Raw genomic sequence first — 13,115 nt, 5'->3', positions numbered from 1 at the left:
TGTGCGTACTTACCACAGACCTGTAACTATTGCGCCAAAAGCTTGAAAGTTTCCGACATTAGAAAAGCTTAAAAGAGCTACACTGTAACTATTCCGACATTAGATAAAAAAAATGGAACTATTGTTTGAGTTTTAAGTCCGATGGGTTGATGCTAAACTCTTTTTTAAAGCACTTAGAAAAGTAAGAAGGATTAGAAAACCCAGTTTTGAAAGCAATTTCAGAAATCGTGTAAGAGGTACTTAATAAAAGTTCTTTTGCATGGTTTAATCTAATTGATGAAATTAATTGATTAGGAGACTTTTGAGTAATTTCCTTTAGCTTACGTTGTAACTGTCTCTCACTAACACCAATGTCTTGACAAAGGCTTACCACACCAAATTCTTCATTGCTTAAATTCTTGTTAATCACTTGGACTACGATTTCTAAGAACGAATCGTATTGGACGATTTTATCATTTTCGACACCATTGAGAAGTTTATTCGGTTTATGTTTTTTACTCACCGTAAATAATAAAATAGAGTCTCCAGATACCACATCAAAAATTGTATTAAAAATTGCAAAATTCAAGTTCACACCTATCAATAAGTTTTTCACAGTTTGTGTTAACAGCACTTGGTTAGGCTGAGATTGTTTAAGGATTGATGTCGCTAAATTCTCTGTCTCCTTACTTATACAATGATCTGCATAACACTCTCTAATGTGTATCCCAATATTTAGTTTTCCATTTAAACTATGAATCATCTCCACTAAATCAATGCTACAAAGTACGGCTTTACTTGGCCCATTAAAGGTAACAGTAAATGTTTCCTCGTTATATTGAACTGCGTTACCACTAAACCGTTTTACACAAGCATTAATATGTTTTCGCAAAGATGCAGAATTGGCTTCTAAGGAGATTAAACGTCCAACAATTATGGTAAATAGTTGTTTTTCATAAACTAATTTTGGTCTTACATTAAGAATAAAGGATTTCATCTCCTCTAGAACCTCTTGGGTATTGCCAGCCCAAAACAAGTGGTCGTTACCCTCAAGCTCAACAAGTTTTGCTCCCTGAATACGCTCTGCTATAAAACGCCCTTCTTCGATTTTTACATCAATATCATTGGTACGCTGTAGTATTAAAGTAGGTACTTTTATAGAACCCAGTATATCAATGATATCTACTTGGGTATTCATTTTTGTTAGTGTTAGCGCGGCACTAGGACTAGCTCCAGAGCGAAAATAATTAGCTAGCCAATCCATAAATACCTTATCATTAGCCTTTGAAGGCGCCAATGATTCTAGATTCATATCACCACTTCCCCAACTTTTTTCAATCATGTCATACACCTTTTGGCGTTCTTCGTTCGTTGGTGCCCAAGGGTAATTAGGAGAATAAATACGCTTGGCAAAAATTCCAAAAGCAATAAGGGATATGGTTCTATTGGGGTACGTTGCCGCAAACAATGCAGATACAGAGCCTCCTTCAGAATGCCCAAACAAAACTGCTTTTTCCGAATTTACTGCATCCATTACTGCTCTGATGTCATCCATGCGTTCTTCAAGTGTAGGAAAGCCCAAAACACGATCAGACAAACCTGTGCCTCGCTTATCGAATAGAATAACTCTTGCTATTTTTCCTAACTCATTTAAAAAATTGACTAACTCTGGGCAAGCCCACATTAAATCGATATTAGAAATCCATCCAGGGATATATACCAAATCAATCGCACCAGAACCAAAAACTTGGTATGCAATATTCACCTCTCCGCTTTTTGCGTATTTAGTATTGGGTTTCATAAAAAGTATAGCTTAAATGCTTTATTACTAATTAAACAATTTAGCAGCAATATATCCTTTAAAAATACCACAAGAAATTAAAAATAAAAAGTAAAATAGCTTACAAGATATACATACAATGATTTTTTATGATGTCGGAAAATTAATATCCGTGACGGAAAAGTAACATCTAATTTCGGAAAAGTACAAGATATTGCCGTATTAATCTTAACTCTCAATAGCCGTCAATTCTAATTTTGTCAATTATATAATTGATAAAAAATCTACAATGAAAACAAAACTACTTACTTTATTAACTTTTCTATGCATTACAATAAGTTTTGCGCAAACCTTCACGGATAATGGACTTGATTACACAATTACGTCCACTAATCCTAATGAAGTACAAATTACAGGTGGTACTAGTGTCTCGTCGGACTTAGTGATTCCCGAAACGGCTACAGATGGCACAGATACATTCACTGTAGTTTCTATTGGAAACAATGCTTTTAATATTGCAAATCTTACAAGTGTTGACCTTCCTTCAACGATAAAAAGCATTGGCGACTTTGCTTTTGATCAAAATCAACTCACCACTATTGACCTTCCAGAAGGTTTAGAAACTATTGCTCAAAGAGCTTTTAGATTTAATAGCCTAACAGATATTACCATTCCAAGCACTATGATATCTATAGGACAGAGTGGCTTTGGAGCGAATCCTTTGGCAACAGTTATAGCCGTAGGTACCACACCAGCTACCATAGGAACAACTACTTTTGGAAGCAGCTTTAACGCTGTGGATTTATTTATCCCAGTGGGCACAGCTCAAGCCTACACAGATGCAGGTTGGATAGGTTTTAACTCAATTACAGAAACAGCATGTTTTCCACCAAGTAATTTATCGGCATTAAATATTACAGAAACTTCAGCAGATTTAACTTGGACAGAAAATGGAACGGCTATACTTTGGGACATAGAACTATTAGATATTACTAATGGTGAAACTGCAACAGGAACACCAACTACGACTGGTTTAAACAATCCATCATTCTCTGCTATTGGTTTAAATCAAGATAACGACTATGCGTTTTTGGTAAGAGCAGATTGTGGTACAGACGGTGTATCGGACTGGGCAGGACCTTTTAACTTTACGACGTTTTGTGCGGCTTTTACAGCACCCTACAGTGAAGATTTTGAAACCTTTACAACAGCAAATAATGCTTTTACAGAAGGAAATTGTTGGTCTGCTTCTGGTGGCGATTATTTTTGGGAAGCAGCACCAGGTACAGATACTGGATCAAGCGATACAGGTCCAGACCCATCTATAACTACTGGTAATTACTTCTACACTGAAGCTTCTGCTGGTGTTGCTGGAGACATTACGGATTTAGTTTCGCCACTAGTAGATTTAAGCAATTTAACTTCACCTAGTTTAACTTTTAATTACCATATGTTTGGCAGTGATATAGGTACTTTAGATGTTTTGGTTAATGATACGGATAACGTGTTTTCATTATCTGGTGAACAACAAACTAGTGCAACTATAGGTTGGGAATTCGCTGTGATCGATTTGTCTGCTTATGCAGGTCAAACCATTTCTATAACCTTTAGAGGCACGAGTGCAGGCCAGTTTGAAGGCGATATCGCTATTGATAATGTGGCCTTTGATGAATTACCATCTTGTCTGCCACCAAGCGATTTAGCCGCAAATAACATTACTGATCTGCAAGCAGACTTAAGCTGGACAGAAAATGGAACTGCTGCTCTATGGGATATAGAATTACTTAATATCACTGCTGGTGAAACAGCAACAGGTATACCAACAGCGTCTGGTTTAACTAATCCTTCATTCTCAGCTACTGGTCTAACCCAAGATAATGATTATGCTTTTTTTGTAAGAGCAAATTGTGGCGGTGATATATCGGTTTGGTCAGGACCTATTTCATTTAAGACTTTAGAAACTTGTCCTCGACCATCAAATCTATCCGCATCAAATATTACGGATACTTCAGCAGATCTAAATTGGATAGAAAACGACTCTGCTACATTATATAATATAGAATTTCTAGATATTACAGCTGGTGAAACCGCAACAGGAACACCCTCTGCTACAGGGCTTACAACGCCATCATTTTCAGCAACGGGTTTAGCACCCAACAATCAATACCAGTTTTTTGTACAGGCAGATTGTGATACTGATGGTACATCTGCTTGGGTAGGGCCTTTCTCTTTTAGTACTTTACCAACACCACCAGAATGTGGCGGTATATTTTTAGACACTGGCGGAAGCTCAGGAAACTATTCTATCAATGAATTCTATTCTACGACCATTTTGCCAGACTCACCAGGACAATTCGTCTCTATAACTTTTACATATGTAGATATTGAGGTAAGTACTAGTGGAAGTGGACAAGATGGATGTTGGGATTTTTTAACCATATATGATGGCCCAGATAACACCTTTCCTGTTTTAGCCCAAACACTCTGCGGAGAAGAAAGTGGTAGTGGTGATGTAACACCAGTAACATCTAGTATACTTAGCGTTGGTGATACTTTTACTTCTACGGATCCCTCGGGTGCTTTAACTATAGTATTTGATTCTGATGGTTCAGTTCAGGAAACAGGTTGGGAGGCTATAGTAAGTTGTGCTACCTTATCTATTGATGAGTTTAGTAATTCAGCATTTACTTACTACCCAAACCCTGTAAAAAACACCTTAACATTAAACGCAAAGCAAAATATTGATACCGTAGTCATGTATAATATGTTAGGGCAAAACGTATTATCAACTACTCCTCATAGCTTAAATAGCAAACTAGATATGTCCCATCTACAAAGCGGAACTTATTTTGTTAAGGTAACTGTTAATAGCATCACCAAAACAATTCGAGTGATTAAGCAATAATTTAGTAGTAATTGTTGCAAAAAAAGCCATCTTCGGATGGCTTTTACCTTTATTAAAAAAAAATACAAGCATGTGAAATACTTAAAACATAAAAAACTAGAGATTTTTATTTTTCTGTTCTACACGCTTCTGATAGTGCTACTACTTAAGAGCAATGATATTATTTAGATGTAAATACATAAATTTAAGTTAGTAATATTATATGTATTTTTTACAAGCCGCCTTTTAGGTGGCTTTTTATTTTATAAATAAAAAAGTAATTCTTCAAAAACTTTAAATTAACTAAATTGCAATAACTACACGTAAAACATAAAAACAACTATAATACCTTATGACTGATAAAGAACAATTCATGAAAGAAGCTGTTAACGTAGCTTTAAAAGGCATGAATAATAATGAAGGAGGGCCTTTTGGATGCGTGGTCGTCAAAGACGGAAAAATCGTAGGTCGTGGTAATAACAAAGTGACCTCAACCAATGATCCAACAGCACATGCTGAAGTCACAGCAATAAGGGACGCGTGTAAAAATTTAGATTCATTTCAATTAGACGGTTGTGAAATTTATACGTCTTGTGAACCTTGTCCAATGTGTTTAGGTGCTATTTATTGGGCACGACCAAATAAAGTGTATTATGGAAGCGACCAAACTGATGCCGCCAACATTGGTTTCGATGATGAATTTATCTATAAAGAAATTCCATTACCTTATGAGAAACGAAGTATTCCTTTCGAGCAACTAGCTCGTGAGATTGCTTTAGAACCATTTAACGAATGGACTAAGAAAGAAGATAAGACAGAGTATTAAATGTATGTCAGTTCGAGTGTTTCGAGTGAGCGAGAAATGTATCGAGAACCTTCTCTTAGGTTAAAAGCTTCTCGATACAAAATTCCAAAAAAAAAGGAATTTCACTCGAAGTGACAAATTTTTAAAAATTTAGAAATAAAAGAATATATTAATTACTATTGATAACCTTTATCCTAAATAACAAAACCATCACCACCTCAGAACATTCTGGGATGACCTTATTGGATTTTGTACGTTATGAGCAACGACTTACAGGCACTAAAATAGGATGTCGTGAAGGCGATTGTGGCGCATGTACAGTTTTGGTTGGTACTTTAGAGAGTGGCTATATCGAGTATCAAAGTATTACCTCTTGTATTTCACCTCTAGGTAATGCACATGGCAAACATATTGTTACGGTTGAAGGTACCAATCTTCAAAACAAATTAACCGTTATCCAAGAAGCGATGAAAGCGAATTACGCTACACAGTGCGGCTTTTGCACGCCAGGTTTTGTGGTCGCACTTACTGGTTTTACGTTATCAAGTTCACATAAAAACTACGACAATGCCCTCGATGCCATTAGTGGCAATATCTGCAGATGTACGGGCTACAAAGCCATTGAAAAAGCAGCAAATCAAGTAGTTGAAAAATTAAATAATAAAGAAAAACGATCTTTCGATTGGTTAATTGCAAATGAATTTATCCCTGAGTACTTTTCGACAATACCTAAACGACTTCGGGAATTAGAAACTAAAGACAGAGATCAACCCAAGGGCAAATACGTTTCTGGTGGAACCGATTTGTATGTGCAGCAACCTGATCATTTAGCAGATAATGATGTGCATCTTATTGCCGAAAAAGACTATTTAAAAGGTATCAACATAAAAAATGGAATATGTACTATAGGTACTAACTCCACGGTTTCGGATCTATGGAATCACAAAGAACTAAACACCATATTTCCTAATCTTAAAAAACATCTGAAATTAGTATCCTCAGAGCAGATAAGAAATATGGCATCCTTAGGTGGCAATTTTGTAAATGCCTCACCTATTGGAGATATGACCATTTTCTTTTTAGCACTCAATAGTGATATTGGTATAACAACACAGGGCGGTAAAGACCGCAATCTACCTCTCAAGAATTTCTATCAAGGTTATAAAACCTTTGATTTAAAGGATGGTGAATTATTGAAAGATATACAGCTTAAACTACCTAAACAAAACACCTATTTCAATTTCGAAAAAGTCTGTAAACGTACGCATCTAGATATTGCAAGTGTTAATTCAGCCGCAAGTATTTCAGTTGAAAACAATATTATTTCCGAAGCGCACGTCGCTATTGGCGGTGTAGCTGCTATTCCGAAATATCTACAAGATACGTCTGCTTTTTTAACAGGAAAACCTTTGACTTCAAAGACCATTCTTGAGGCTCAAGAGGTGCTTCAAAATGAAATTTTACCTATTAGTGATGTTCGTGGCACAAGTGATTACAAACGTCTATTAGGTAGACAATTGTTCTTTGCACATTTCACCGAATTATTTCCAAAACAATTCACCTTAAACGAGTTCATAGAACATGCATAAGCACAAATCAAATAACAATTTAGGTTCTAAATTAGATGCTGTGTCCATGTCTATAAAACAGAGTATTAAGAACATGGATTCTTATACACATGTTCGTGGTGAATCGTTATATGTAGATGATGTAAATGTTAGACAAGGTACGTTTCATGCTGTTGTTTTTGATTCATCAAAAGCACATGGCAAAATAAAATCTATCGACTATTCTGAAGCACAAGCCTTAGAAGGTGTTGAGCGTATTTTTACCTATAAAGATATTCCTGGTGAAAACGAGATTGGAGGTATCATTAAAGACGAACCTTTATTTGCTGAACGCGAGGTTCATTTTTGGGGTATGCCCATTGCATTGATTGTTGCTGAATCTGAATTTATAGCCAGAAAAGCAAGAGGTCTAGTTAAAATAGACATTGAAGAACTTCCAATTATAACTACGGCTAAACAAGCTAAGGAGAACGATAGTTTAATTACCAAACCGCGTTCATTTTCTTTAGGAGATGCAGAGAAAGCCTTTGCGGACTGTGATTATGTGTTTGAAGGTGAAACCTTTTCAAACGGACAAGAACATTTATACATCGAAGCACAAGGTGCTTATGCCGAACCACTAGAAAATGGTAATATAAAAATTACATCATCCACTCAAGGTCCAACAGCCGTGCAGAAAACAGTAGCGCAGGTTTTGGGTATTGCTATGCATAAAATCGAAGTGGATGTAACACGTCTTGGCGGTGGATTTGGTGGTAAAGAAGACCAAGCAACCCCTTGGGCAGTTATGGCGGCTTTAGCAGCTTATCATTTAAATCAATCCGTGAAGTTGATTTTAAATCGTCATGACGACTTACGAATGACAGGCAAACGGCATCCTTATGAAAGTTCTTATAAAATTGGCTTATCCAAAGACTTGAAGATCTTAGCTTACGAAGCTGAGTTTCTTCAAAATGCTGGGGCAGCAGCCGACTTGTCACCAGCCGTTGCCGAACGTACACTATTCCATGCCACTAATAGTTATTATATACCGAATGTAGAAGTCGCTGTAGCCAGTTGCAAAACGAATTTACCACCAAACACAGCGTTTAGAGGCTTTGGAGGGCCACAAGGCATGTTTGTTATTGAAGCTGCAATTGCTAAAGCGGCCCATGAAATTGGCATACCTACAAGACGGATCCAAGAAGCGAATCTTTTAGATGACAACGACGTGTTTTCCTATGGGCAAATTGCTACAAAAGTAGAAGCTAAAAACACTTGGAAGTCTGCAACGGCGACTTTTAATATCGCAGCTTTAGAAAAAGAGGTTGAAGATTTTAATGCTTCAAATTCAGCATTTAAAAAAGGACTTGCCCTTATGCCCATTTGTTTTGGTATCTCATTTACCAATACACCCATGAATCATGCACGTGCTTTAGTACATATTTATTTAGATGGTAGTATAGGAATTAGTACGGCAGCAGTTGAAATGGGCCAAGGTGTGAATACCAAAATGATGCAGATTGCAGCCGATGTATTTTCGATTCCTATTGAAAAAATCAAGATTGAAACTACCAATACAACAAGAGTTGCCAACACCTCTCCTTCTGCCGCAAGTTCTACGGCTGATTTAAATGGGAAAGCAACTTTAAAAGCTTGCAAGGTTTTATTAAAACGGTTGAAAACTGTGGCTGCCACTTATCTTAAGGTGACTGCAGAACAAATTACACTGAAAGACGAATTTGTATATATTGAAGATAAAAAATCCAAGTTCGAATGGACGCAACTCATAAGCATGGCAATGCTAGAACGTGTTGCCTTAACGGAAAATGCACATTACGCCACACCAGAAATTCACTTTGATAAAACCAAGGAAAAAGGACATCCTTTTGCCTATCATGTATACGGAACAGCCATTATTACTGCAACGGTTGATTGCATGCGCGGCACTTATGAATTTGATTCGGTTAAGATAGTTCACGATTACGGCAAAAGTATGAGTGAGGGCATTGATCTAGGTCAGGTTGAAGGTGCTTTAGCACAAGGTATTGGTTGGATGACCATGGAAGAGATTGCTTATAATGATGAAGGTCGCTTACTATCGAATGCTCTATCAACTTATAAGATTCCTGATATATTTTCTGTTCCAAAAGAGGTTGAAGTGATTCCTGTGGAAACTCAAGGTCATGAGCTAGCGATTTTAAAATCTAAAGCCGTTGGCGAACCACCATTAATGTATGGTATTGGTGCCTATTTTGCGATTCAGAATGCCATTAAAGCCTTTAACTCAAATTATGATTTAAAGTTTCATGCGCCAATGACTCCAGAAAAGGTTTTAATGGGTTTGTATGAAAATCCAAATACATCACAACATTAAAATCGAACCAAATAATGACATTTAAATATTCTATTTGCCATCCTGATAAACCAAATATTGAATACAGAAATAATCCCATTTCTGGTGATGAAGTTTTAAAAATCGCTAAAGATTATCCTTGGATTGAAAAGTTGGAATTTTTAGACTCAATGAATCAAGATGTTATTTATTATAGTCCATCATTAGATTTCACTTGTCTTGAGAATAAAAAAAGTTTTTGCTTTACTGCAAATTATGATAAAAACAAAGCACTAGAATTCTCATTGTGGTATAATCGACCCAAACGTGTTAACGTACTATTTGGATTATTAGGCGAAAAAGAAAAAATGGTAGTTGATGATGTTTGGTCTATTAATTTCGATAAGGCCTTAAAGTATTTAGAACATTTTGTCAATGGAAATTACTCCATAATTGAAGAATTATACAACAAATAAAGTTTTATCGCACTACACTACAAAACACAAAACATTCTCAGAGGTGCGCTAATTTATAGTGCTGGCGATACTATTGCCGCACTTTTACTTCATGAGTTTTCCTGGACACGATTATTGGGGATGGTGATCGTTGGCGCTACTATTTATGCTTTTGAAATACCTAATTATTTTGACTGGATCGTTAAAAAGACGCAATTCTTAAAAGGTATTCGAGCAACATTGGCCAAAACTATATTGGCCATACTCTATTTTAATCCGCTTTGGATAGCCAGGCACTTGTTATTTATCAAATTATTTTCTGGTCAGTTTGAAGCTATTGGTTGGAATCTATTGGTGATTGCATTCTGGTCATTTCTGGCCAATATTTTGATTTCGTTTATTGCGAATTACATTATTCAAAATCGTTTCAAACTGAAATGGCGCTTTTTGGGAAGCGCCATTTTTTCTGCTTTAATGGCAATTTATTATGCGTTGAGTGAGACATTTTTTGGGTAAAAACTTACTTTAAGTTTTCCAAGTCCTCTATTCCCAAAACAGAATATTCAGAAATCGTATAATGATTAATAATATCCTCAAACAAAGATTCACGGACCACTAAAATCAGATGCTTATTTTCATTAAACATAAACTGAGCAATCGAGGTTTTAGCCGCATCATGAAGTCCTTTATTTTTCAATTCAAGTTTTCCTAATTCATCAATAATCATATATTGAAAGTCTTTTTCCCTAGCAGTCTCTATCAAATAGTTATTTGCAGTTTCAAAAGCTGATTCCAAAAAGTAAAAAGGACCTACCGATATCACTTTTTCAGATTCTAATGCAACCTCAAGTTCAATTTCCTTTTGAGATTTTATTTTCAGAAAATAACGTTTTCCATTTTCACCATCTGGACATAGTAAGCCATCAACATCTTTTCTTCCTGTTCCACTGCGCATTGCCGAAGTGTTAACCCAATTTAAAAGCGCTGTGGTCTTACCTGTTCGTATGTCTCCAGTTAGAATATAGATCACTCAGACTTCAACTTAAAATGAATACAATTAGAAATACTATTTGCCATAAAATACTTAAAACGCGTGTAGCCTTTTAGCTGCTTTGTATCTTGCCAAGTGTGGGATAGAATCCTTCTAAAATATGGAAATAAGTCCATGGCATTGGTGATATCTTCCTTGTACTGCGATTCTCTCTTGCTTAGATAGTTACGGACCAATTTTAATAAAAATGGTCCTAAAACCAAATACCAGAGCATCAATATCAAAAAGCTTCTTAACAAGATGTAAATACCTTTTTGCCATCCAAATAAATTCCCTCCAAAAACTGAAAATGCTAAAACGATTATTGTCACCGTAATCAACCATATCCAAATGACTTTAGTCTTAAAAGCTGTTTTGTTATTTTCTCGTTCAATCGCATTTACATTGGACTCTAAATAAAAATCAACCTCCTCTTTTTCGGAAATAATTTTAATCATGTTCTTAATAAAAATACCTGCCAACAAACCACAAACTCCATAAACCGCTAAATACAGCGAAATCAAAAATGTGGATGTCGATGTATCAGAAATGAAATTCAACTTTTTCTGAACCCAAAGCCCATAAAGATTAATAGCTTCCCAAAGTTCTGTTCCGTAAACAATGGTCAATATCAATAGTTTTTGAAGTGCCGATTCTAAAAACGTCACCATACCTAACACCATTATAGTTATCCCTTTCCATGAAAATTTTGAAAACAAAAGCGCCCCAAAAATAGCCTGGAAACTTACAGCCACATATGCTCCAAAAGGTGAATACGGACTTACTGCCATTTTTATAATGAGCACAATAAAAAGCGCTTTTAATATTGCTTGCCATTTATTTTCAGCATAATAGGCGATTAAGCTTATTAATAAGATGGCAATACCACCTACAATCAATCCTGTAAAAGGTGTATTAAATACATGTAAAAAACCACCTAAACCAGATTCGTTTAAAGCCCAAAGCGCAGTTAATCTATCAATGATAAATCTATTATTCCTCATCAGCAGAAACTGTAGAATTATAATGCACTTGGAGTAATTGTGCTACAACACTAATGGCAATTTCTTTTGGCGTATCACCGCCTATTGGTAAACCTATTGGGCAAACAACATTGTCCATGCCCTCTTTAATGTTCATCTCTTTTATGAGCATATTATTAAAACGGGCTTTTTTGGTTTTACTGCCTATGAGTCCTAAATATTTGGTTTCATTTTCAAGCGCCATGGCAATAATATCAAAATCAATAGCATGATTATGAGTGAGCACTAAAACATAGCAATTCTTTCCCCAAGTTACAGCATCCCTAAAGGTTTTAAAATCGTTTTCCTTGACTTGGCATTGCTCGATACTTTCATGAATATCAAATTCCGAAAACCAATGAGGTCTCGAATCAATAAGCTTAACTTTAAAAGGTGTATTCACTAATAAATTGGCAATTTCTGTACCTATATGTCCAGCACCAAAAAGATGCAATTCTGGAGATTGATTCATGGGTTCTATTATAAATTCTACCACACCACCACAGCACTGTGCAAAGTCTGGCCCTAAGGTGTATGATGATTCAATAATTCTATTTTCCTTTAAAGCCAAGATGGACTCATCAATAGCTTTATACTCGAGCTTACCGCCTCCTATAGTACCATAGATAGATTTATCCTCGGTGACTATCATGCGAGAAGATACCACACAAGGTGCCGATCCTGAACATTTGGTAACTGTAACCAAAGCCACAGGCTGACGTTTTTCTTTAAACTCTGATAAAAGTTCTATCCAATTCTTCATAGTAGCAAAAAAGCGAATTTAAAAGTAAGGCTTTTTAAGCAGAATTATTTTTCATATTTTCTGTAATCTTTAAGATTTAACTTCGACAAAAAGTGCTATATTGATTTTTGGTAGAATTTATAAATAGAAATACATGTCGAAGACCTATTATGATCCAGCAGATCTAAGAAAATTTGGAAATATAACAGAATGGGATGAAGAACTTGGCAACAAGTTTTTTGAGTATTACGGTAAAGTATTTGAAGACGGTGCACTTACTGCTCGTGAAAAAGCACTTATTGCCCTAGCCGTTTCGCATACCGAACAATGTCCCTATTGTATTGATGCTTATACAAAAGATACTCTTCAACGTGGCGTTACTAAAGAAGAAATGATGGAAGCCATACATGTTGGTGCGGCTATAAAAAGTGGTGCAACACTTGTACATGGTGTACAAATGATGAACAAGGTGAATAAATTAGATGGATAACATTCGGTCACTGAGGTTCTCGAAGTGACCGGTGATCAAATTTTGT

General features: G+C 35.9%; 11 protein-coding genes. 7 read left to right on the top strand and 4 right to left on the bottom strand.

Annotated elements, in window-relative coordinates; genetic code table 11:
• Positions 1 to 118: 118 nt before the first annotated feature.
• Positions 119 to 1,780 carry an alpha/beta fold hydrolase gene (locus H7F21_RS04745; protein ID WP_185788065.1) on the bottom strand — a complete coding sequence of 554 codons (1,662 nt, stop codon included), beginning with the start codon at positions 1,778 to 1,780 and terminating at the stop codon, positions 119 to 121.
• 268 nt (positions 1,781 to 2,048) lie between these two features.
• Here H7F21_RS04745 and H7F21_RS04740 point away from each other — a divergent pair, with 268 nt between their 5' ends.
• The 6 genes from H7F21_RS04740 (at position 2,049) to H7F21_RS04715 (ending at position 10,301) form a co-directional block, all read left to right on the top strand.
• Positions 2,049 to 4,664 (top strand): leucine-rich repeat protein, encoded by a 2,616-nt coding sequence (locus H7F21_RS04740; RefSeq protein ID WP_185788064.1) that lies wholly within the window; start codon positions 2,049 to 2,051, stop codon positions 4,662 to 4,664.
• Positions 4,665 to 4,995: 331 nt separating this feature from the next.
• On the top strand, positions 4,996 to 5,469 hold the full coding sequence (locus H7F21_RS04735; RefSeq protein WP_185788063.1) for a nucleoside deaminase: 474 nt from the start codon (positions 4,996 to 4,998) through the stop codon (positions 5,467 to 5,469).
• Positions 5,470 to 5,627: 158 nt separating this feature from the next.
• Positions 5,628 to 7,037 (top strand): FAD binding domain-containing protein, encoded by a 1,410-nt coding sequence (locus H7F21_RS04730; protein WP_185788062.1) that lies wholly within the window; start codon positions 5,628 to 5,630, stop codon positions 7,035 to 7,037.
• Positions 7,030 to 9,372, top strand: coding sequence for a xanthine dehydrogenase molybdopterin binding subunit (locus H7F21_RS04725; RefSeq protein WP_221892426.1), 2,343 nt, complete (start codon positions 7,030 to 7,032; stop codon positions 9,370 to 9,372). Before H7F21_RS04730 ends, H7F21_RS04725 begins: the two co-directional genes overlap by 8 nt.
• 14 nt (positions 9,373 to 9,386) lie before the next feature.
• Positions 9,387 to 9,806 (top strand): hypothetical protein, encoded by a 420-nt coding sequence (locus tag H7F21_RS04720; RefSeq protein WP_185788061.1) that lies wholly within the window; start codon positions 9,387 to 9,389, stop codon positions 9,804 to 9,806.
• A gap of 120 nt (positions 9,807 to 9,926) precedes the next feature.
• The gene (locus H7F21_RS04715) at positions 9,927 to 10,301 is read left to right on the top strand and encodes a hypothetical protein (protein ID WP_221892425.1); all 375 of its coding nucleotides are present in this window, start codon (positions 9,927 to 9,929) and stop codon (positions 10,299 to 10,301) included.
• 4 nt (positions 10,302 to 10,305) lie between these two features.
• Here the strand turns inward: H7F21_RS04715 and H7F21_RS04710 are convergent, their stop codons facing one another.
• Genes H7F21_RS04710 through xdhC form a run of 3 tightly spaced genes read right to left on the bottom strand, consistent with a single transcriptional unit; the run spans position 10,306 to position 12,600 of the window.
• Complete coding sequence (locus H7F21_RS04710) at positions 10,306 to 10,815, bottom strand: nucleoside-triphosphatase (protein WP_185788060.1); 510 nt, start codon at positions 10,813 to 10,815, stop codon at positions 10,306 to 10,308.
• A complete protein-coding gene (locus tag H7F21_RS04705) occupies positions 10,812 to 11,819 on the bottom strand; it encodes a hypothetical protein (protein WP_185788059.1) in 1,008 nt (335 codons plus the stop codon). The genes H7F21_RS04710 and H7F21_RS04705 overlap by 4 nt, the downstream gene beginning before the upstream one ends.
• The gene (xdhC, locus tag H7F21_RS04700) at positions 11,809 to 12,600 is read right to left on the bottom strand and encodes a xanthine dehydrogenase accessory protein XdhC (RefSeq protein ID WP_185788058.1); all 792 of its coding nucleotides are present in this window, start codon (positions 12,598 to 12,600) and stop codon (positions 11,809 to 11,811) included. The genes H7F21_RS04705 and xdhC overlap by 11 nt, the downstream gene beginning before the upstream one ends.
• A gap of 133 nt (positions 12,601 to 12,733) precedes the next feature.
• Here xdhC and H7F21_RS04695 point away from each other — a divergent pair, with 133 nt between their 5' ends.
• On the top strand, positions 12,734 to 13,069 hold the full coding sequence (locus tag H7F21_RS04695) for an arsenosugar biosynthesis-associated peroxidase-like protein (RefSeq protein WP_185788057.1): 336 nt from the start codon (positions 12,734 to 12,736) through the stop codon (positions 13,067 to 13,069).
• Positions 13,070 to 13,115: the final 46 nt, after the last annotated feature.

The sequence above is a fragment of the Winogradskyella flava genome (assembly GCF_014243395.1).
Classification (GTDB): Bacteria; Bacteroidota; Bacteroidia; order Flavobacteriales; family Flavobacteriaceae; genus Winogradskyella; species Winogradskyella flava.
This window is presented reverse-complemented; position numbering and strand designations above follow the sequence as displayed.